Origin of the sequence: Streptomyces sp. NPDC005962, from assembly GCF_040629205.1 — a bacterium.
Classification (GTDB): Bacteria; Actinomycetota; Actinomycetes; order Streptomycetales; family Streptomycetaceae; genus Streptomyces.
This window is the reverse complement of sequence record NZ_JBEXVE010000002.1, coordinates 672,912-693,664: the sequence shown is the minus strand read 5'-3', so window position 1 is coordinate 693,664 and position 20,753 is coordinate 672,912. Positions and strand designations below refer to the sequence as shown.

The window sequence follows — 20,753 nt, the reverse complement described above, 5'->3', positions numbered from 1 at the left end:
GAACCGGACCGCTCCACCCCGGCTGCTGCTCGCCGCCGGGGTGGAGCGGTCCGGGCGTGCGTTCAGGTGAGAGCGTGCGTCAGGTGAGGGCAACCGACATCCGCCGTACCGCCTCGGCGATCAGCTGCGGCGAGGTGCCCAGGTTCAGCCGGACATGGCCCGCCCCGCCCGTGCCGAAGGGCAGGCCGGAGTTGAGGGCCACCCGGCCGCGGTCGAGGAAGACGGCGGCGGGGTCGTCCCCCAGGTCCAGGGCGCGGCAGTCGAGCCAGGCGAGGAAGGTCGCCGGGCCCGGCCGGTAGCGCACCCCGGGCAACTGCCGGGCCAGCAGGTCGGCGAGCAGCCGCCGGTTGTCGTCGAGCCCCTTGAGGAGGGCGTCCAGCCAGTCCACGCCCTCGCGCAGCGCGGCGGTGTGGGCGATGACGCCGATGTGGCTGGGGCCGTGGCCGACCTCTTCGGGGAGGCGCGCCAGGTCCTCGGCGGCCGCGGTTCCGGCGATGAGCAGCGCGGCCTTGAGCCCGGCGAGGTTCCACCCCTTGGTGGCCGACATCAGCGACAGCCCCTTCTCCCCGCCGGGCACGCTCAGATACGGGGTGAAGACGGTCCCCGGGGCCACCAGGGGAGCGTGGATCTCGTCGGCCACGACCCGTACGCCATGGCGGCCGGCGAGGGCGGCGACGGCGGCCAGTTCCTCGGCGGTGTGCACGGTTCCGGTCGGATTGTGCGGGCTGCACAGCAGGTAGGCGGCGCGTCGGCCGCCCGCGGTGGCGCGCCGGAAGGCGTCCTCCAGCGCGACGAGGTCGAGCCGCAGGTCCGCGCCGAGCGGCGCCTCCACGATCCGGCGGTCCAGGTGCTCCACGAAGGGGTAGAAGGGCGGATAGACCGGACAGTTGACCACCACCGCGTCCCCCGGACCGCTGATCAGCTTGAGCGCCTCGACGACGCCCAGCATCACATCGGGCACGATCGCCGTGCGCTCCACGGCGAGTCCGTCCCAGCCCCAGCGCTCCCGGGCGAAGCCCGCCAGCGCCTCGGCGTACGCCGTACCGGCCGGATAGCCGGTGTCGCCGAGGGCCATCGCGTCCGTGACCGCCCGCACCACCGGCTCGGCGAGCGGGACGTCCATCTCGGCCACCCACAGCGGCAGCACGTCGTCCGGGTAGGTGCGCCACTTCATACTGGTCCGGAGCCGCAGCCGGTCGAGGGAGAGCCGGTTCAGCGGGTTGGGGTCGTCGTCGGTGGGGCCGTGCGGAATGAGATCCATGTCATCCATAGTCCTCACGGTGCCCATGTTGTCGACGTGGGCCATGCTGTGACGACAGGCCAATTCCGGGTCCACGGTCATGGCCGGGCGGTCATCAGCGGGTTGACGGGATGCGGCAAGATGGCAGGTCACGTCGAGGTCGTGTGTACGTACCCCGACATCATCAGCACATCCTCCGCACGAACAAGGTGACCAGGTGAGCAGCAGACAGGACTCCGGGTTGGCGACGACGCGGCCCGCCGCCCCGAGGGCGGCGGCCGCCGGTACGCCGGGAGGCGAACGGTGAACCGGGCACTCACGCTGCACGACGTCATCGTCGTCGCCGCCGCGCTGGTCGGCGCCGCGGCGGCCGGTCTGCTGGCCCGGATGGCCCTGCGCTGGCTGGGCGAGCGGGCGCGCAGGACGCGGTGGAGCGGGGACGACGTCATCGTCGCCACCCTGCGCACCCTGGCCCCCTGGGCGGCCATGTCCGTCGGCGTGTCGTCCGCGGCCGCTGCGCTGCCGCTGACCCGTACCCTCGGTCACACCGTCAACCAGGTGGTGATCGCGGCGCTGATCCTGGCCACCACGGTCACGGCGGCGCGGGTGGTCGCCGGTCTGGTGCAGACGCTGGCGCTGTCCCGGTCCGGAGTGGCGGGCACGGCCACCATCTTCGTCAACATCACCCGCATCGCGGTGCTGATGATGGGCGTGCTGATCCTGCTGCAGACGCTGGGCATCTCGATCGCGCCGCTGCTCACCGCGCTCGGCGTGGGCGGTCTGGCGGTCGCGCTGGCCCTGCAGGACACCCTGGCCAACCTGTTCGCGGGCGTGCACATCCTGGCGTCCAAGACGGTGCAGCCCGGCCATTACATCCGGCTCAGCAGCGGGGAGGAGGGGTACGTCGTGGACATCAACTGGCGTAACACCACGATCCGTCAGCTGTCTGACAACCTCGTGATCATCCCCAATGCCAAGCTGGCCGGCACCATCACCACCAACTACCACCAGCCGGGGCAGGAGATGTCGGTGATGGTGCAGGTGCGGGTCGCCTACCGCAGCGACCTCGAACATGTGGAGCAGGTGACGGCCGAGGTCGGCGCGAAGGTGATGGCCGATGTCTTGGGCGGCGTGGTCGATTTCGAGCCGAGTGTCCGCTTCCACACTTTCGGCGAGTCCGGCATCGACTTCTCGGTGTTCCTGGGGGCGCTGGAGTTCAGCGACCAGTATCTGATCAAGCACGAGTTCATGAAGCGGCTGCACCGGCGCTACCAGGCCGAGGGCATCGAGATCCCGCTGCCGATGCGTACCGTCGTCCTCCACCAGCCCCAGCCGGGCCAGGTGCCGCTGCCCGCCCAGCGCACCGGCGAACCGGACCTGACCCCGGGCCCGGGGGTGGCCACGAGCCCGGGGAGCACCGCCTAGCCGCAGTGCTCGGCCTTCTCCTGGTCCGTCATGGCACGGGTGTGCTGGGTCTTGGTACTGGGCGCGTCCGGCTTGGGGCCGGTCGCGTCGAACGGCACGTACCAGATGTAGTGGCCTTAGAACTTGTCCTCGAAGTGCAGTTCATACGTGCCCTTCACCCGTTGCGTCTGGGGCGCGCGGGTGACCCAGCCCACCTCACCGGGGCGGACGTCCACGTTGGTGGTGTCGGTCTCGGTGTGGGAGCTCTCCCAGGTGTGTCCGTACGACGTCTCGACGCTCACCTTGAAGACCTCCGAGAAGCCGTACTCGGCACTGAGCGAGACCCCGAGGCTGTTGGTCTCACCGGTCGTGTCGGCCCAGGCGATGCTGGAACGCTGGAGGTCCTGAGTGCAGTTGTAGGCGCTGTCGCCGACCTGGTGCGACTCCCCCACGCTGTCCGTGGGCGCGCCCTCGGGGTGGAAGACGCAGGAGTCGGTGCCGTTGTCGCACTTGTCGAGCAGTTCGCGGCTGGTGGGGGTCTCCTCGGCCTGCGCGGGGGCGGCGAGGGCCATGCCGCCCACGGTGGCCAGTGCCGCCAGTAAGACGGCGCTACGGGTCCGGGATGTGCGGATACGACTCATGTCGGGTGCTTTCTTGTGGGGGTTCCGCGATCCGTGCGGACCGCGGCTGAAGTGGGGCTCAGCTGAAGCCGATCGACTGGGCGCGGTCGTTCATCGCCTGACCCACGTCGTCGGTGTTCTCGTCGAACGGCCCGTCACGGTCGCCGCCGAGGCCCGGCTCCGGATAGAGCCAGACGGCGCAGTTGCCCCACGGCTGCACCGAGGAAATGCGGTTCTTCCAGTCGTCACCGAGGTCGAATTGCCAGTCGACCCAGCCGTCCTTCTCGCACAGCCCGGGCCCGGTGACGGTGAGCGAGGCCCCCGTGAACCCCTTCTCGTCGAAGAACGTCCCCTGGATGACGTCCCCCTGCGCCCCGACATCGGCCTCGGCCGCCTCGGCCCGGAATGCCTTCGAGGCGGCAGCCGCCTGCGGCGTGGCGGGAGCGTCGGCGATCCGGCCGCCGGTGGCGCTCCCCACCGCCTCGGTGAACGTGCCGAAACAGCTCTGCTGCCCACTGCGCGCGTCGACCACGCAGTGCCGCCCGCCGGATAACGCGTCGGGCGCGGCGGCCGAGGCGGTCTGCGCCCACGGGCCGCACAGCATCCCCGTAACGGCGGCAACGGTGGCCCCGGCGAACCGGCTGGGTGTCGTCCGTATGGCCATACGGACACCTCCTTGGTGTGATGGGCCCTTCATGGCCCGTACTCCCGGACCCGTCTGCTCGCCCTGGTCCATACCAAACTGCGGAATCCCCTAGTCCGTTCGCGGGGACGGCATACCCGGGGCGGCGGCGTTCGGACCTTGACGGGCCCGGCTCAGCCCTGCGGCGGCCGGAGGGAGCTGGCGCGGACTATGAGGGTGGGGGACAAGGTGATGCGGCGGGGGCGCCGTTCGGCGGGGGCCTGGAGCGACTCCAGCAGGAGCCGGGCCGCGCGTTCGCCCAGGGGGTGGGCGGGCTGGGCGACCACCGAGATGGGCGGGGTCATGTACGGGGCCCAGGGGGCGTCGTCGAACGAGACGAAGCCGACGTCGGAGCCGACGCGCAGGTTCCGTTCGGCGAGCGCGGCCAGAGTGCCGAGGGCCATCGGGGCGTTGGCGACGAAGAACGCGTCGGGCGGATCGGGCTGGTCCAGCAGCTCCCGGGCGGCGAGCGTCGCGCCCTCCTGCCGGAAGTCGGCGTGCGCGACGATCTCCGGCAGGCCGCTGTGCTCCCGGATGGCCGCGCGGTAGCCGCGCAGCCGGGCCCGGGCGGTGTCGGCGGAGGCCGGGCCGGTGACGCAGGCCGGGCGTGACCAGCCCTGGTCGATGAGATGGCTGGTGGCGGCGCGTGCGCCCGCGAAGGAGCGCACCACGATGGCGTCGGTCTTCTCACGCAGCGGGCGGTCGATCACCACGACCGGGATACGGCTCTGGCGCAGCCGTGAGATGTCGGTGTCCCGGCCCTGGGGGGACAGGACGACCCCGGCCACCCGGGCCTGCTCGGCCACGGCGAGGTGGCGGCGTTCCTTCTCGGGGTCCTCGTCGGTGTTGCAGAGCAGGACCGTGTAGCCCTCCGCCTCGGCGGCGTCGGTGACGCCGCGCGCGACCGCGGTGAAGAACGGGTTGCCGATGTCGGGGATGAGCAGCGCGATGACCTTGGTGGTGCGGGTGCGCAGGCTCCGGGCGATCCCGTTCGGCCGGTATCCCACCGCGTCGGCGGCCCGCATCACCCGCTCGACGATCTCCGGCGCGATGGACGGATTGCCGTTGAGGGCCCGGGAGACGGAGGCCGGGGAGACCCCCGCCGCCTCGGCAACGGTTTTGATCGTCGGCGTTGGTGTCACCTCACCCACGGTAGCCATCTCTCCCCGCGCCCTCACCACCGGCGCCGGATTCGACCGCACCGGCGTCCGGCTCTTGTCTGAGAAATCGATTTCTGAGAGCCTGCGGGCACCCGCGGCGGCCGTCGCGGTGCCCATCGTTGACGCAGGGAATGTGGTGCCGCACATGCCGTACACCGTGCCGGTCAGTACGCCGAGGCCGACCGTCGAGCCCGCTACGGTCTGGCTGGTGGCCAGCGGCGATCTGCGCCCCTCCGCCAATGCCGCGGGGTGGCCGGTCCAGGAGGCGATGGAAGCCGCGCTGGGTGACGCCCTCGGGAAGCTCGGCTGGACGGTGCGCCGGGCGCATGAGGTGGACCCGGTCAAGGGCCATGGCTTCATCGACAGCCAGCGCATGGGGCTGACCGTCTTCCGCTCGATCCCCTCCGACGCGCCCCTGGTGGTCGCCGAGGCGGTGTGGCAGTACAGCCACCATGTGCTGGCCGGGCTGCGCACCCACCGCGGCCCCATCCTGACCGTGGCCAACTTCGACGGCACCTGGCCCGGCCTGGTGGGGCTGCTCGGGGTGAACGCGGGCCTGACCAAGATGGGCAAGGAGTACTCCACACTGTGGAGCGTGGACTTCACCGACGACTGGTTCACGGAGGGCCTGCGGAGCTGGGTGGACACCGGCGGCGTTGCCCAAGACGCCTCGCACGTGCGGCCGCTGCCGCCGCTCGCTGCCACGCCCGAACGCGAGCTGGGACACGCGGTCGCCGACCAGCTGATGGCGGACAAGGCCATCATCGGGGTCTTCGACGAGGGCTGCATGGGCATGTACAACGCCATCATCGACGACGAACTCCTCAACCCTCTCGGCGTCCACAAGGAACGCCTGTCGCAGAGCGCGCTGTTCGCCGAGATGTCCATGGTGCCGGAGGCGGAGACCACCGCGGTACACGAGTGGCTCACCGAGCGCGGCATGCGTTTCGAGACGGGTACGGATGAGGCCACCGAGCTGACCGCCGAACAGCTGCGCCAGCAGTTCGCGATGTACATCGCCGCGCTGCGCATCAGCGACGACTTCGGGCTGGACGCGGTCGGCATCCAGTACCAGCAGGGCCTGAAGGACCTGGTGGCCGCGTCCGACCTCGCCGAAGGGCTGCTGAACAACGCCGAGCGTCCCCCGGTGCGCAGCCGCGACGGCTCCCGGGTGCTGTGGGAGGACCGTCCCCTCCCCCACTTCAACGAGGTGGACGAGGGCGTGGCGGTGGACGCGCTGCTCAGCAACCGCCTCTGGACGGCGATGGGCCTCGACCCGGCCACCACGCTGCACGACGTCCGCTGGGGCGAGGAGTACGACGGGCGGTTCGTCTGGGTCTTCGAGATCTCCGGCTCCATCCCGGCCTCCCATCTGGCCGGTGGCTATGCCGAGGCCGTCTCCCTGCGGCAGAACCCCGTGTACTTCCCGGCCGGTGGCGGCACCCTGTCCGGGGTGTCCCGGCCCGGCGAGCTCGTCTGGTCGCGGCTGTACATCGCCGACGGCGCGCTGCATCTGGACATCGGCCGCGGCCGGGCGGTGGAGCTGCCCGAGGAGGAGACGCGGCGGCGCCGAGCGGCCACCAACCCGGAGTGGCCGATCATGCACGCGGTCCTCGACGGAGTGAGCCGCGACCAGTTCATGGCCCGCCACAAGGCCAACCACATCCAGGTGGTGTACGCGCCCGACGCCGAGGTGGCCGACCGCGCGCTGACCGCCAAGGCGGCGGCCTTCGCCCGGCTGGGAGTGGCCGTGCACCTGTGCGGCGACGTGGCGATCGAGGCCGGACGATGACGTCGCACAGCGCCCCGCGACGCGCCGTCGTGGGTGTGGACATCGGGACCTCCAGCTCCAAGGGCGTACTGGTGTCGACGGACGGCACGGTCCTCGCCCAGTCCGTCGTACGGCACTCCGTCGACCGGCCGCACCCGGGCTGGGTGGAGATGGACCCGCAGGTGTGGTGGCGGGAGTTCCTCACCCTGGTGCGGGATCTGCTCGGCTCCGCCGAGGTGACCGTGGAGGCGGTCGGGGTCAGCGGGATGGGGCCGTGTGTCGCGGTCACGGACGACGCCGGAGAGCCGCTGCGCCCGGCCCTGCTGTACGGGATCGACACCCGCGCCACCGAGCAGATCCGCGAGCTGGAGGACAAGCTGGGCCGCGAGGAGATCCTGCGCCGCTGCGGTTCGGTGCTCTCCACCCAGGCCGTCGGCCCCAAGCTCGCGTGGCTGGCGCGGCACGAGCCCGGTGTGTTCGCCCGCGCCCGGCGGCTGTTCATGCCCAGCTCATGGCTGGTGCACCGGCTCACCGGGGAATACGTACTGGACCACCACTCGGCCAGCCAGTGCACCCCGCTCTACGACACCGGCGCCCTCGACTGGTACCGCCCCTGGTCGGACGGGCTGGCCGGGCGGATCGAACTGCCCCGGCTCGGCTGGTCCGGGGACACGGCGGGCCGGGTGTCGGCCTGGGCAGCGGAGGCGACCGGGCTCGCGGCGGGCACCCCGGTGACGGTCGGCACCATCGACGCCTGGGCGGAGGCGGTCAGCGGCGACGCGCACAACGCCGGTGATCTGATGCTGATGTACGGCTCGACGATGTTCCTCATCAACACGGTCGAGGAGCGCGTCACCTTCCCCGCCCTGTGGGGCACCGTCGGGGCGCTCCCGGGCACCCGCAACCTGGCCGGTGGCATGGCGTCCTCGGGCGCCATCACCGACTGGCTGCGCTCACTGTTCGGGGACCCGTCCGTGCCCGAGCTGCTGGCCGAGGCGGAGACCTCGGGGCCGGGTGCGCGCGGGCTGCTGATGCTGCCGTACTTCGACGGGGAGCGCACCCCCGTCGCCGACCCCGCGGCGCGCGGCGTCCTCGCGGGCCTCACCCTCGCCCACACCCGCGGCGATCTCTACCGCGCCGCGCTGGAGGCCACCGGTTTCGGCGTCCGCCACAACGTGGAGGCGATCCGCGCCGCCGGTGGCCGCATCGACCGGGTGGTGGCCGTGGGCGGTGGCGCCCAGGGGCATCTGTGGACGCAGATCGTCTCCGACATCACCGGGCTGACCCAGGACATCCCCACCCACACGATCGGCGCGAGCCTCGGTTCGGCGTTCCTCGCCGCCTCCGCCGTCGGGGACGCCGACATCGCCCGGTGGAATCCGCCCGCCGCCCGATGCCACCCCGGCCCGGCCACCACGGCACGCTACGACGAGCTGTACACGCGCTACCGCGCGCTGTACCCGGCGACCGCGGACATCGTCCACGGCCTCTCCTAGACCCCCTTGGCCCGTGCCCGCAGCGCGGCCCGGGTGGCGCCGCGGACCGGCGCCGGGGCCGTCGGGCACCGAAGGCCTCCCGCACCCGGTCGTCGAGGAGGCTGTCGGCGGCCGCGCCCGCGAGCGGGCCGAGCACCCCGGGGACCCGGTCGGCCAGCATGCCCCGAGTGGCCGCCCACAACGTCCGGCCCTGCGGGGAGGCGGCGAAGTGTGCGTGCTCGTAGTCCGCCATCCAGGTTTCGAACTCCCGCCAGGTGGCGGGCACTTCGGGGATGCCCATGCGGTCGGCGAGGCCGAGGTACAGAGTGTGCGACGCGGTCCGCTCGGCGTCGGTGGGGGCGCGCCACGCGTGGGCCGCGCACCAGCGCATCGGGGCGAGGTCGAAGCAGGCGAGGACATAGCGGAAGGCGTCGTCGCCGATGGCGAACGGGGCGTGCAGCCGGTCCAGCGCCGCTATCGTCTCGGCGCCCTGCTCGCTGTCCAGCCCGTGTTCGAAGAGCCGGTACATCATCGCGCCGGTGGCCTTGGCGCGTACCCGGGTGTGCTGGGTCATCCGGCCCGTGGCGGCGAGCACCCGGGCGATTTCGGGGACCGCGAACGTACGGCAGAAGCCCAGGTTGAACCCCATCTTCAGGTCCCGGGCGAAGGTGTCGTAGGCCATCCGCCGGTAGGTCTCCTCGGCCTCGCGTAACGCGCTCACCGGGGCGGCTCCCCGGTCGGGTGGCCCGGGTGGCTTGCGGGGGCGGAGGTGTTCTCCTCGGCCCAGATGCCGCGGACGTGGCCGAGGTGGCGGCGCATGAGGGCCTCCGCGCCGTCCGCGTCGCCCGCCTCGATGAGGTCGAGAAGTTCGGCGTGTTCGTGGGAGGAGTCGAACAGGGCGCTGCCTTCGGTGAGCGTCCGCAGCCCGTAGAGCCGGGAGCTGGTGCGCAGGGAGCGCACGATCTCCACCAGCCTGCTGTTCCCGGCCTGTTCCAGCAGGGTGAGGTGGAATTCCATGTCGATGGTGACGTGGGCGATGAAGTCGCGGCGGTGCGCGGCGTCCTCGATGCCCGCCGCCAGTGGCCGCAGCCGCGCGATGACCTCGGGGGCGACGCCCGCCTCGGTGATCTGCCGGATCACCGGGATCTCGATGAGCGCGCGCAGATGGGTGATGTCGTCCAGTTCGGCCGGGGAGAGGTGGGTGACGCGGAAGCCCTTGTTGCGGGCGATCTCGACCAGCCCCTCCTTGGTGAGGTCGAGCATGGCCTCGCGTACCGGTGTGGCGGACACCCCGAAGTGTTCGGCCAGGCTGGGTGCGGAGTACACGACACCGGGCTTCAGTTCGCCGGAGATCACCGCGCCGCGGAGGGTTTCGGCGATCTCCTCGCGGAGGCTGAGCCGGCCGCGGAGCGAGGGCAGGCGCGTGGTGGCCCTCTCGTCCACGGACATGGCGGTCTCCTTCATCGGGCGCTCTGGTCGGCCCGACCGGATTCGATGGCCTCATAGACGGTACCGGCGAGCACCAGATCCTCCCACGCCATCCCGACGCTCTTGAACAGCCGGGGACGTCCGCCGTCCACGGCCGGGCCGCCAGGCCGGTGGCGCACCAGGTCGGCGAGGGGCAGCAGTTGGGCGGGGTCGAGCAGGCCGCGGTCGATGACCTGGATGAGGTCGCCCGCCTCCCGGGTGGCGGCGGCGCGGGACTCGACCACCACGGTGGCGTGGCGGACGGTGTGGTCGTCGACCTCCCTGGCGCCCGGTTCATGTGATCCCACGGCCATCACGGTGGCGTGCGGGGGCAGCAGGGTTCCGTCGAACAGCGGGGTGCGGGCCGTGGTGCAGCAGGCGATCAGATCGGCGTCCGCGACCGCGTCCGGTGCACCGGCCAGGAGGCGGACCCCGGCGGTTTCCGGGAAGCCGTCGACCAGTTGGCGGGCCCGCTCCGGGGTGCGGCCGACGACGGTGACCTGGGTGAGCGGGCGGATCGCACGCAGCGCGGCCAGATGGCTGTGGGCCTGCGGGCCACCGCCGAAGAGCACCAGCCGGGACGCGTCGGGCGGGGCGAGCAGGTCGGCGGCCGCGGCGGACATCGCGGCGGTGCGGAGGTTGGTGAGCGCGACCCCGTCCAGCAGGGCGAGCGGGGTGAGGGTTTCGGCGTCCAGCAGCAGGTACCGGCCCTGGATGCGGGGAAGTCCGCGCGCCGGGTTGTCCGGCGCCACGGTGGCGATCTTGACACCCGCGTAGGCGCTTCCCCGGGCGGTACGGCCCTCGGCGGGCATCAGCAGCAGCTGGCCGTGGTCCACCGGCACCACGCCGCGCGGCGGGTCGGCCTCGGGGTCGAGCCCGTCCCGCAGCACCTGCTGGAGGGCCCGGATGGCGGTGTTCATGGGCAGGGCGGCGGCCACCGAGGCCGCGTCGATGGTCTTCATGGTCAGCTCTTCACAGAAGGGGTCGGTGTTCACAGAAAGGGGTCGGTGTTCACAGCTCGAAGCCTTCGGGAAACGGATCGTCGGGGTCCCGCAGATACTGGGCGGTGCCGGTGATCCAGGCGCGCCCGGTGACGGTGGGCACCACCGCGGGCAGTCCGCCGACCGTGGTCTCCTCGATCAGTCGGCCGGTGAAGTGGGTGCCGATGAACGACTCGTTGCGGAAGTCGGTGTGCAGCGGCAGAGGTCCGCGGGTGTGCAGCTGGGCCATACGGGCGCTGGTGCCGGTGCCGCAGGGTGAGCGGTCGAACATGCCCGGGTGGATGACCATGGCGTGCCGGGAGTGGAGGGCGTCCGATCCGGGGGCGGCCAGATACACATGGCGGCAGCCGCTGATCTCGGGGTTGCCGGGGTGGACCGGGCGGTCCTGCTCGTTGACGGCGGCCATGATGGTCATCCCGGCCTCCATGATGCGGTTCTTGTGGGCCCGGTCGAAGGGGATTTTGAGGTCGCCCAGGTCGGCGATGGCGTAGAAGTTGCCGCCGAAGGCCATGTCGTAGCGGATGTCGCCGAAGGACGCGGTCGTCACCGTACGGTCCAGGGCGAGGGTGAACGAGGGCACGTTGCGCAGCGTCACCCCGCGCGCCGCGCCCGCCTCGACGGCCACCTCCACCACGACCAGCCCGGCGGGGGTGTCCAGCCGGATGGTGGTGACGGGCTCCTCGACCGCCACCATGCCGGTTTCCACCAGGACGGTGGCGACGCCGATGGTGCCGTGTCCGCACATCGGCAGACAGCCCGAGGTCTCGATGAAGAGCACGCCCCAGTCGGCGTCGGGGCGGGTCGGCGGCTGGAGGATGGCCCCGCTCATCGCCGAGTGGCCGCGCGGCTCGTTCACCAGGAACCGGCGGATGTGGTCGAGGTGTTCGATGAAGTACCGGCGCCGGTCGAACATGGTGGCGCCGGGAATCACCCCGGCGCCGCCCGTGATGACACGGGTCGGCATCCCCTCGGTGTGCGAGTCGACGGCGTGGAAGACCCGGTCGCTGCGCATGGGTTCAGAGGAGCCCTTCCGCGAGAGCCTTCTCGGTGGCCTTGCGCACCGTGTCGGCGTGTTCGGAGGTGAGCGGTACGCGCGGGTGGCGGCAGGGTCCGCCGTGGCGCCCGGCGATGTCCATGCTGAGCTTGATCGCCTGGACGAACTCGGTCCTGGCGTCCCAGCGCAGCAGCGGGTGCAACGTCCGGTAGAGCGGCAGCGCGGTGTCGAGGTCGCCCGCGGTGGCGGCCCGCCACAGCTCGGCGCAGGCGCGCGGGAAGGCGTTGGGGTAGCCCGCGATCCAGCCGGGCGAGCCGGACACGGCCAGCTCCAGCGCCACATCGTCGCTGCCGCACAGCACATCGAGCCCGGGCGCCAGCTCATGAATCCGGTAGCTCCGGCGGACATCGCCGGTGAACTCCTTCACCGCCACGATCAGCCCCTCGTGGTACAGCTCCGCCAGCAGCTCGGGCACCAGGTCGACCTTGGTGTCGATGGGGTTGTTGTACGCCACGACGGGCAGCCCGGCCCTGGCCACCTCCCGGTAGTGGTCCAGCACCGCGCGCTCGTCGGCGCGGTAGGCGTTGGGCGGCAGCAGCATCACGGCCGGGGCGCCCGCCTCGGCAGCCTGCTCGGCCCAGCGCCTGGCCTCGTCCGCGCCGTACGCCGCCACTCCGGGCAGCACCGAGAAGCCCTCGGGGGCGGCCTCGACCGCGGTGGTGACCACGCGGGCCCGCTCCTCGGCGGTCAGGGTCTGGTACTCGCCCAGGGAGCCGTTGGGGACGACACCGTGACAGCCGCCCGCCGCGAGCCAGGCGACGTGTTCGGCGTAGCCGTCGAAGTCGACCGCGAGCTTCCCGGACGTGTCCGCGCGCAGTGGCAGCGCCGTCGCGACGAGCACCCCGTGCCATGACTTGGCCTGTGCGTTCATACGCCCTCCTCGTCGTGGTGTGGCATGGTTCCGCTCCCCGGGTTCCCCAGGCTCCCCGGGTTTCTCAGCAGTCCGAGGGGCACCGGCTGGGCGATGGGTCTGCTCGCCAGCCCGCACAGGTCCTCCTCGGTGACCTCGCGCCCGGCGTGGGCGGCGGTCAGGGCGGCGGTGGCATAGCCGCACACCCGGCCCTGGCACAGGCCCATGCCGGGGCGTGCGCACAGCTTCACCGCCCGCGGATCGGTGGCCCCCAGGTCCTCCACGGCATGGCGGATGGCACTGGCGGTCACCTCCTCGCAGCGGCAGACGACGGTGTCCTCGGTCAGCCTCTCCCGCCAGCCGGGGCGGACCGGGTACGCCTCGTACAGCGCGACGGCGAAGCCGCGTCGGGCGGCCCGGCGCCGCAGCAGCCGGGCGACATGGCGTGGGTCGGGGCGGCTGCCGGTGGTGGCGTACGCCGCGTGAAGCCCGGCCAACTCACCCTCTGTACAGCTGAGTTCGGCACCGCCGACGCCGCAGGCCTCGCCCGCCGCATAGACGCCGGGCACGGTGGAGCGCTGCCGGGTGTCGACGCGGGCGCTCAGGCTGCCGTCGGCGTCCCGGTGCATGGCGCAGCCGAGGAGCAGGGGGATCTCGGTCTGCGGGGTGAAGCCGTAGCCCACGGCCACCGTGTCGCACTCCAGCCGCCGCCGGGTTCCGGGCACGATCCGCCACCGGCCGTCCAGCCGCGCCACCTCCGCCCCGGTGACGGTGTCCGCACCCGACGCCCGGACCACCGTGGTGCGGGTGCGGTACGGGACCCGGTGGCGCCGCAGCGTGCGCAGGTAGCGGGCGCCTTCGGCGAGCTTCCCGGCGGCGCGCAGGGTGGTGAGCGGGTGGCGGGCGAAGGCCGTGGGCCGTCCGGCCTCGAAGACACCGAGGACCGTGGCCCCCGCCTCGGCCAGGCCCGCGGCCACCGGCAGCAGGAAGGGCCCGGTCCCGGCGACGACGACGCGCCGCCCCGCGACGACACCGTGTCCCTTGAGCAGGGCCTGCACACCACCGGCGGTGTAGACGCCGGGCAGGGTCCAGCCGGGGAAGGGCAGTTGGCGATCGTAGGCGCCGGTGGCAACGACCACGGTACGGCTCACGACCTCGCGGGACGCGCCGTCGCTCAGGGCGTGGGTGACGAAACCGGCGGCGGTGCGCTCGATGTGCCAGATGGCGTGGCCGGGCAGGTGGTCGAGGTGGGTGCGGTAGGTGTCCAGCGCCGTGCGCAGCCGCTGGAAGGCGGGCCAGTCGTGGTGTGCGGCGCCGTCGTCGGCGGGGCGGTGGCGCCAGTACTGGCCACCGGGGCGGGGTGCCGCGTCCAGCAGCGCGACCCGGGCGCCGTGGGCCGCCGCGGCGGTCGCGGCGGACAGCCCGGCGGGTCCGGCGCCGAGCACCGCGATGTCGTACGGATCGTCCACCACCTCAACAGGCGAGGTCGGCACGGCCCGCTCCCTCCTGGGTCTCCACCACGTCCCCCGGCGCGGCCTCGACCAGGCACGCGCGGTGGCCCGGGCGCCCGTTGACGGTCACCAGGCAGTCGAAGCACACGCCGATGCCGCAGAACATTCCGCGCGGTTGGCCGCCCTCGCGGGTGCGGCGCCATGAGCGCTGTCCGTCGGCGATGAGCGCGGCCGCGATGCTCTGGCCGGGCTCGGCCCGGACCGTCCGGCCGTCGAAGCGGAAGGTGAAGGGGGTCCGGTTCATGCGGCGGCCTCCTCGAATCGCTGCGGGCGAAAAGGCGCGAGGGACAGATCGGGTGCCCGGCCGGTGAGCAGTTGGGCGATCAGATGCCCGGTGGCGGGCGCCAGCCCGATCCCGGCGCCCTCGTGTCCGCAGGCGTGCACGAGCCCGGGGGCGCGGGGGTCGGGCCCGATCACCGGCAGATGGTCGGGACAGTAGGGGCGGAAACCCAGGTAGCCGCGGAGCAGCGCGACCTCGGAGAGAAACGGGAAGAGACCGATGGCCTGGTCCGCGAGCTTCCGCAGCACGGGCAGCGCCACGGTGCGGTCGAAGCCCACGCGCTCCCGGCTGGCACCGATCAGGACGGTGCCCGCCCGGGTGCCCTCGACCACCACCGAGGTCTCCAGTCCGGCGTCGTCGCTGGCGACGTTGGCCACGTATTCGGCGGTGTACACCTTGTGCCGTACGACACGTGGCAGTGGCTCGGTGACCAGGATGAACCCCTTGCGGGGCAGCACCGGCACCGGTGCCCCGGCGAGGTCGGCAAGGCGCCCGGCCCAGGTGCCCGCCGCGTTGACGACCCATCGGGCACGCAGCGCGGGCAGGGCGGCCGAGTCGGTGCGGACCCCGGTGACGGCGCCTCGCCGGTCCCGGAGGAAGCCGGTCACGGTCGTACCGCGGTGGACGGTCGCGCCCCGGTCCCGCGCCCGGCGCAGCAGGTGCGCGGCGGCCAGTACGGGCTGGACCTGCGCGTCCTGCGGGTAGTACGCACCGCCCGCCACCTCGCGGGTCAGATTCGGCTCCAGCGCGGCCAGTTCGTCCGGGCCGACGTCCACCGCCTCGACCCCGGCCGCGCGCTGCTCGGCGGTGAGCTGTCGGAGCCCCGCCGCGGTGGGGTCCGAACCGGCCACCACCACGCCGCCCTTGGCCTCGTATTCCAGGGCGGCGGCCCCGAGGTCGTCCCGGACCTCCCGCCACAGCCGGGAGGACAGCAGCGCCAGGTCCAGTTCGGGTCCGGTCTCCTTGTCGGAGACCAGCAGGTTGCCCTCGCACGCGCCGGTGGTTCCGCCGCCGATCGCGCCGCGCTCCACCACGGTTACCCGTAACCCTGCTGACGTGCAGTAATACGCGCAAGCCGCGCCGATGACGCCCGCCCCGACGACGAGCACATCCGGGGGGCGGGAATCGCCGGGTCGGGCACTCGGGCCGGTCATGCCCGGTAGCGTGTCATATTGCACTACCCCTGGCCAGGGTGCGGCGACAGGGCGTGGCTAGAATTCGCCGCCACGGCACATGTCGAGAGAGGAGTGCACGTGGCTACGGGGGGATGGCAGCCGCCACACAATCCTGGGCAGGGAGGCGGGCCGTACGGGCCGCCGCCGCAGAATCCGTACTACGGGCCGCCGCCGCCCGCCCCGTACGGTGTGCCTCCGCAGCCGCCCGGCCCGTATCGGCCGGCCCCGGTGCGCCGCCGTCGGTGGTGGCTGGCCTCTCCGCTCATCCCGCTGGTCCGTTCGGCGAACCGCGCGGCGAAGCGGCTGTTCGACAAGGAGGGCGGCGGGCGGGTCCGTGACCAGCTCGTCGACAAGGTCCAGCTCACCCGCACCGTCCTTGGCGTCATCGCGTCCCTGGCGCTCATCTACATGTACGGGACGGAGGACGGCTGGAGCGGTGCGGCGACCGACGGTGCCGCCAATCTCTTCGTGACACCGTTCCTGCTCCTCCTCACCGGACCGTTGGTCGTGTTCGGCTTCATCCTCTACGCGCCCGCGCACCGGCGACCGGAGCTGCGCTCCCGGCTGGGCGGCCCGCTCAAGACAGTGGGCTGGTATGTACTGATCCTGGCGGCCTTCGGTGCCTTCATGTATGTGGTGGGCCAGACGACGCTGCTGCACGGGCTGCACGGCGTGATGCTGTTCGTGGTCGGCCTGCCGCTGATGGTGGGTCTGCCGTGGACGCTGGTGTTCCTCTTCCTGTCCTCCGCGTACGTCGCGCGCAGCGCCTTCAACACCGCCTATGTGCACGCCGCGCTGCCACCCGTGCTCACCACGGTGCTGGTGTGGCTGATCGCGCTCTTCAACCTGCTGCCGGACGGGCTGCCCGACAACGGGCCCCTGGCCGCCCAGTTGTGCTCCGTGTTCGGCGGCCCGCTGTCGGTGACCGCGCTGTCGCTGTGGGAGCTGCGGCGGCTGCGGACGCACCACGGGGTGACCATTCGCGGCTGAGCCGCCGTCAGGGCGGGACCGGCCGCCGGACCCGTCAGGCGGGCTCCGGCGGCCAGACGCCCGGAGCCAGCACGCCGAGCACATACGCCCGGGCCACCAGCTCCGCGCGGTTGCCGACGCCCCAGCGCCGGGAGAGCCGGGTGAGGTGGTAGTTGACACCGTCCGCGGTGAGCCCGGTCTGCCGGGCCATCTGCCCGGTGGTGTGACCGCCCGCGGCGAGCGCGAGAATCCGGGCCTCGATGGGCCCGGCCCGCTCCGCCTCGCCGGGGGCGGTGTCGGCCGCGCCGATGGCGTGCGGCCGGGGTTCCTCGCCGAGCACCCGCAGCAGCACCAGCAGCCACAGCGGGGTGTCGGTGTCGCTCACGGTGTCGGCGGTCAGTTCGCCGTACCGCCGCGCCCCGTCCGGCGACTGCCACCGCACTTCGACCGGGTAGCGGGAGCGGACGCCGAGCCGGACCGCCTCCACGATGCGATACACCTGGTCGGCCGAGTTGGGGTGGAACAGCTCCAGGACGTTGCGCCCCGCCAGCTTCCCGGGGGCGGCGCCCCATTCGGCCGCCATCGCCGGGTTGGTGATCAGGATCTCCCCGTCCGTGCTGCACACCGCGCACGGCACCGGGACCCGGTCGAAGAGCAGCAGCGAGCGGTTGCGCCAGACGACCCAGTCCTCGCCGCCGAGGATGCGCATCGCCTCTTCCACCTCGGGCTCGTCCACACCGGACCTCGCTCTCGTACGTACTGCCCCTTGACACCTCGGGTGGTGGGTGCGCAAGCCCCTCACACCATCCGGCACTACAAAATCATGTAGTGCGGCGGGCGAGCGGCCCGGGGCGGCGGGGCGAGGCTGGAGACATCCCCCGCATGGAAGGCATCGCATCGTCATGACCGAAACCCCCCTCCTTCCGGCCGAGTCCGCCGATGGCGGCGCCACCGACGGCGTCCCGCTCGTCGACATCTCGGAGCAGACGAACAACACACCGATCCAGCAGGTCATGGAGCTGACGCGGCGCCATGGCCCGGTGGTGCGGCGCCGGCTGCACGGCACCGACATCCTGTTCGTCAGCGACCCCGACCTGGTGGCGGAGCTCTGCGACGACCAGCGGTTCGCCAAGTACGTCAACCAGTCGCTGGAGAACGTCCGGGAGTTCACCCACGACGGACTGTTCACCGCGTACAACGACGAGCCGAACTGGGCGAAGGCGCACGACATCCTGATGCCCGCCTTCGCGCTCGGCTCGATGCGCACGTACCACCCGGTGATGCTCCAGGTGGCGCGGCGGGTCATCGACGCCTGGGACACCAGTGCGGCGAGCGGCGAGCCGGTCGCGGTGACGGACGACATGACGCGGATGACGCTGGACACCATCGGGCTGACCGGGTTCGGCTACGACTTCGGCTCGTTCGACCGGGCGGAACCGCATCCGTTCGTCAGCGCCATGGTGCGCTGCCTCGAGTGGAGCATGCGCAAGATCGCGCGCCGGCCCGGCGTGGACTACAGCGAGGAGGACGAGGCGTTCCGCGCCGATACGGCGTATCTCGCGGCCGTCGTCGACGAGGTGATCCAGGCGCGGGTCGCCGCGGGCGAGACGGGCACCGACGATCTGCTCGGGCTGATGCTCAGCGCCACGCATCCGTCGGACGGCACCCCGCTGGACCACGCCAACATCCGCGACCAGGTGATCACCTTCCTGATCGCGGGTCACGAGACCACCTCGGGCGCGCTGTCCTTCGCCCTCCACTACCTCGCCAAGAACCCGGGCGAACTGCGCCGGGTGCAGCGGGAGGCGGACGCCCTGTTCGGCGCCGACGCGGACCCGGAGCCGACGTTCGAGCAGGTGGGGCTGTTGCGCTACACCCGCCAGGTGCTGAACGAGGCGCTGCGGCTGTGGCCGACCGCGGCCGCCTTCTCCCGGCAGGCGCGCGAGGACACGGTGCTCGGCGGGCGTATTCCGATGCGGGCCGGGGAGGCGGCGATCGTGCTCACCCCGATGCTGCACCGCGCCGAGGTGTGGGGCGACAACCCGGAGCTGTTCGACCCCTCGCGCTTCGACCCGGAGGCCGAGGCGGCGCGTCCGGTGCACGCGTACAAGCCGTTCGGCACGGGTGAACGGGCCTGTATCGGGCGGCAGTTCGCGCTGCACGAGGCCACCATGCTGCTGGCGATGCTGGTGCACCGCTACCGGCTGATCGACCACGCGGACTACCGGCTCCACGTCAAGGAGTCGCTCACCCTCAAGCCCGAGGGCCTCACTCTGCGGCTCATCCCCCGCACCGCGCGGGAGCGGGCGGTGGCGGCGGCCGAAGCGGTGGCCGGGAGCGCGCCCGTCCGGGACGCCTCGCTGCCCACCCGGGTCCGCCAGGACACCGGCGCGCTGCTGCTGTACGGCACCAACTTCGGCACCTGCCGCTCCTTCGCCGAGGACCTGGCCGCCGACGCCGACGGGCTGGGCTGTGCCACCGAGGTCGCCCCGCTCGACGCTTACGCGGGCGGGCTGCCCACCGACCGCCCGGTGATCATCACCGCCGCCTCCTACAACGGGCAGCCCACCGATGACGCCGCCGCCTTCCTGGCCTGGCTGCAGACGGCCGGTCCGGGCGCGGTGGACGGCGTGAGCTACGCGGTGCTCGGCGTCGGCGACCGCAACTGGGCCGCCACCTACCAGCGCGTGCCGACCCTGATCGACGAGCGGCTGGCCGCCCTCGGCGCCACCCGGCTCGTCGACCGGGCCGCCGCCGACGCCTCGGGCGATCTCGGCGGCACGGTACGGGACTTCACCGAGCGGCTGCGCACCGCGCTGCTGGAACACCACGGCGACCCGGCCACCGTGGGCGCGGCCCCGGGCGACACCGCGGACGACGGCCCGGCGTACACCGTCACCGAGGTCACCGGCGGGCCGCTGGACGCTCTGGCGCGGCAGCACGGCATGGTGGCGATGGAGGTCACCGAGACCGGCAGCCTCAGCGATCCGTCGTATCCGCGCGTCAAGCGGTTCGTCCGGCTGGCCCTGCCCGAGGGGGTCGCGTACCGCACCGCCGACCATCTCACCGTGCTCCCGGCAAACGACCCGGAGCTGGTGACACGGGCCGTCAAGCTGCTCCACGCCGACCCGGACACGGTGCTCAACATCGTGCCCGCCCGTCCGGGCCGCCGCGGCAATCTGGCGGTGGACCGGCCGGTCGCCGTACGGGAGCTGCTGACGCACCATGTGGAGCTGAACCACCGTCCGGACGCCGAGCAGCTGGCCCTGCTCGCCGAGCTGAACCCCTGCCCGCCGGAGAAGGCGGCGCTCGCCGCGCAGACCCCCGGCGAACGCACCCTGCTGGACCTGATCGAGGCCAACCCGGCGCTGCGCGAGACGCTGACCTGGCCGGTGCTGCTGGAGCTGCTGCCGCCGCTGCGGCCGCGCCACTACTCGGTGTCCTCCTCCCCGGCCGTCTCCCCGCGCCACGTCGATCTGATGGTGTCGCTGCTGCGCGACGAGACCAGCGGATTCCAGGGCACCGGCTCCGGCCATCTGAACGCGGTACGGCCCGGGGACACCGTGCTCGCCCGGGTGCAGCCCTGCCGTGACGCGTTCCGTATCGGCCACGCGCCGGACCGGCCGGTCATCATGGTGTCCGCCGGTACCGGGCTCGCCCCCTTCCGCGGCACCATCGCCGACCGGCGGGCGCTCGTGGAGTCCGGCACCCGGCTCGCCCCGGCGCTGTGCTACTTCGGCTGCGACGCACCGGACGCCGACTATCTGCACGCCGCGGAGCTGCGTGCCGCCGAGGCCGCCGGTGCCGTATCCATGCGACCGGCGTTCAGCCAGGCCCCGGTCGACGGCCACCTCTTCGTACAGCACCGCATCGCCGCCGACGGCGACGAGATCTGGCGGCTGCTGGCGGAGGGCGCCGAGGTATACGTGTGCGGCGACGGCGCCCGGATGGCCCCCGGGGTGCGGGATGCCTTCCGGTCGGTGTACGTGGCCCACACCACCGGCGCCGACGACGCCGCGGCGCAGCGCTGGCTGGACTCCCTGATGGCCGAGGGCCGTTTCGTGGAGGACGTCTACGCCGGGTGACCTAAGGCC

General features: G+C 72.5%; 17 protein-coding genes. 5 read left to right on the top strand and 12 right to left on the bottom strand.

Annotated elements, in window-relative coordinates:
• Positions 1-79 precede the first annotated feature (79 nt).
• Entirely contained in the window at positions 80-1,261 is a 1,182-nt protein-coding gene (locus ABZ370_RS06590) for an aminotransferase class I/II-fold pyridoxal phosphate-dependent enzyme (RefSeq protein ID WP_358617310.1), read from the bottom strand.
• Positions 1,262-1,543: 282 nt separating this feature from the next.
• Here ABZ370_RS06590 and ABZ370_RS06585 point away from each other — a divergent pair, with 282 nt between their 5' ends.
• Positions 1,544-2,665 carry a mechanosensitive ion channel family protein gene (locus ABZ370_RS06585; RefSeq protein WP_358617308.1) on the top strand — a complete coding sequence of 374 codons (1,122 nt, stop codon included), beginning with the start codon at positions 1,544-1,546 and terminating at the stop codon, positions 2,663-2,665.
• Positions 2,666-2,781: 116 nt separating this feature from the next.
• Here ABZ370_RS06585 and ABZ370_RS06580 read toward each other — a convergent pair whose 3' ends face one another.
• From ABZ370_RS06580 to ABZ370_RS06570, 3 genes are all read right to left on the bottom strand, one after another.
• Positions 2,782-3,285: a hypothetical protein gene (locus tag ABZ370_RS06580; protein WP_358617306.1), complete on the bottom strand. Its 504-nt coding sequence runs from the start codon at positions 3,283-3,285 to the stop codon at positions 2,782-2,784.
• A 58-nt stretch (positions 3,286-3,343) separates the two neighbouring features.
• Positions 3,344-3,928 (bottom strand): hypothetical protein, encoded by a 585-nt coding sequence (locus ABZ370_RS06575; RefSeq protein WP_358617304.1) that lies wholly within the window; start codon positions 3,926-3,928, stop codon positions 3,344-3,346.
• A 152-nt stretch (positions 3,929-4,080) separates the two neighbouring features.
• Entirely contained in the window at positions 4,081-5,088 is a 1,008-nt protein-coding gene (locus ABZ370_RS06570; RefSeq protein ID WP_358617302.1) for a LacI family DNA-binding transcriptional regulator, read from the bottom strand.
• A gap of 163 nt (positions 5,089-5,251) precedes the next feature.
• On the opposite strand from ABZ370_RS06570, the gene ABZ370_RS06565 reads away from it, so the two are divergent.
• Together ABZ370_RS06565 and ABZ370_RS06560 are read left to right on the top strand one after the other, a co-directional pair.
• The gene (locus ABZ370_RS06565; RefSeq protein WP_358617299.1) at positions 5,252-6,898 is read left to right on the top strand and encodes a fucose isomerase; all 1,647 of its coding nucleotides are present in this window, start codon (positions 5,252-5,254) and stop codon (positions 6,896-6,898) included.
• Positions 6,895-8,373, top strand: a complete 1,479-nt coding sequence (locus tag ABZ370_RS06560) for an FGGY-family carbohydrate kinase (protein ID WP_358617297.1) — start codon at positions 6,895-6,897, stop codon at positions 8,371-8,373. Before ABZ370_RS06565 ends, ABZ370_RS06560 begins: the two co-directional genes overlap by 4 nt.
• Positions 8,374-9,069: 696 nt before the next feature.
• Here ABZ370_RS06560 and ABZ370_RS06555 read toward each other — a convergent pair.
• Genes ABZ370_RS06555 through ABZ370_RS06525 form a run of 7 tightly spaced genes read right to left on the bottom strand, consistent with a single transcriptional unit; the run spans position 9,070 to position 15,669 of the window.
• Positions 9,070-9,801 carry a GntR family transcriptional regulator gene (locus ABZ370_RS06555; RefSeq protein WP_358617294.1) on the bottom strand — a complete coding sequence of 244 codons (732 nt, stop codon included), beginning with the start codon at positions 9,799-9,801 and terminating at the stop codon, positions 9,070-9,072.
• 11 nt (positions 9,802-9,812) lie between these two features.
• Positions 9,813-10,781, bottom strand: coding sequence for an ornithine cyclodeaminase family protein (locus ABZ370_RS06550; protein ID WP_358617291.1), 969 nt, complete (start codon positions 10,779-10,781; stop codon positions 9,813-9,815).
• A gap of 49 nt (positions 10,782-10,830) precedes the next feature.
• The gene (locus ABZ370_RS06545; RefSeq protein ID WP_358617288.1) at positions 10,831-11,832 is read right to left on the bottom strand and encodes a proline racemase family protein; all 1,002 of its coding nucleotides are present in this window, start codon (positions 11,830-11,832) and stop codon (positions 10,831-10,833) included.
• Between the two features lie 4 nt (positions 11,833-11,836).
• Positions 11,837-12,745, bottom strand: a complete 909-nt coding sequence (locus tag ABZ370_RS06540) for a dihydrodipicolinate synthase family protein (RefSeq protein ID WP_358617286.1) — start codon at positions 12,743-12,745, stop codon at positions 11,837-11,839.
• Positions 12,742-14,217, bottom strand: a complete 1,476-nt coding sequence (locus ABZ370_RS06535; RefSeq protein WP_358617283.1) for an NAD(P)/FAD-dependent oxidoreductase — start codon at positions 14,215-14,217, stop codon at positions 12,742-12,744. The genes ABZ370_RS06540 and ABZ370_RS06535 overlap by 4 nt, the downstream gene beginning before the upstream one ends.
• Positions 14,198-14,479 carry a (2Fe-2S)-binding protein gene (locus ABZ370_RS06530; RefSeq protein WP_358617280.1) on the bottom strand — a complete coding sequence of 94 codons (282 nt, stop codon included), beginning with the start codon at positions 14,477-14,479 and terminating at the stop codon, positions 14,198-14,200. The genes ABZ370_RS06535 and ABZ370_RS06530 overlap by 20 nt, the downstream gene beginning before the upstream one ends.
• A complete protein-coding gene (locus tag ABZ370_RS06525) occupies positions 14,476-15,669 on the bottom strand; it encodes an FAD-dependent oxidoreductase (RefSeq protein ID WP_358617278.1) in 1,194 nt (397 codons plus the stop codon). The genes ABZ370_RS06530 and ABZ370_RS06525 overlap by 4 nt, the downstream gene beginning before the upstream one ends.
• Positions 15,670-15,768: 99 nt before the next feature.
• On the opposite strand from ABZ370_RS06525, the gene ABZ370_RS06520 reads away from it, so the two are divergent.
• Positions 15,769-16,680, top strand: coding sequence for a hypothetical protein (locus tag ABZ370_RS06520; RefSeq protein WP_358617276.1), 912 nt, complete (start codon positions 15,769-15,771; stop codon positions 16,678-16,680).
• Between the two features lie 34 nt (positions 16,681-16,714).
• Here the strand turns inward: ABZ370_RS06520 and ABZ370_RS06515 are convergent, their stop codons facing one another.
• Entirely contained in the window at positions 16,715-17,368 is a 654-nt protein-coding gene (locus tag ABZ370_RS06515; RefSeq protein WP_358617453.1) for a PAS domain-containing protein, read from the bottom strand.
• Positions 17,369-17,561: 193 nt separating this feature from the next.
• Here ABZ370_RS06515 and ABZ370_RS06510 point away from each other — a divergent pair, with 193 nt between their 5' ends.
• Positions 17,562-20,744, top strand: a complete 3,183-nt coding sequence (locus ABZ370_RS06510; protein WP_358617274.1) for a cytochrome P450 — start codon at positions 17,562-17,564, stop codon at positions 20,742-20,744.
• The last annotated feature ends 9 nt before the right edge of the window (positions 20,745-20,753 follow it).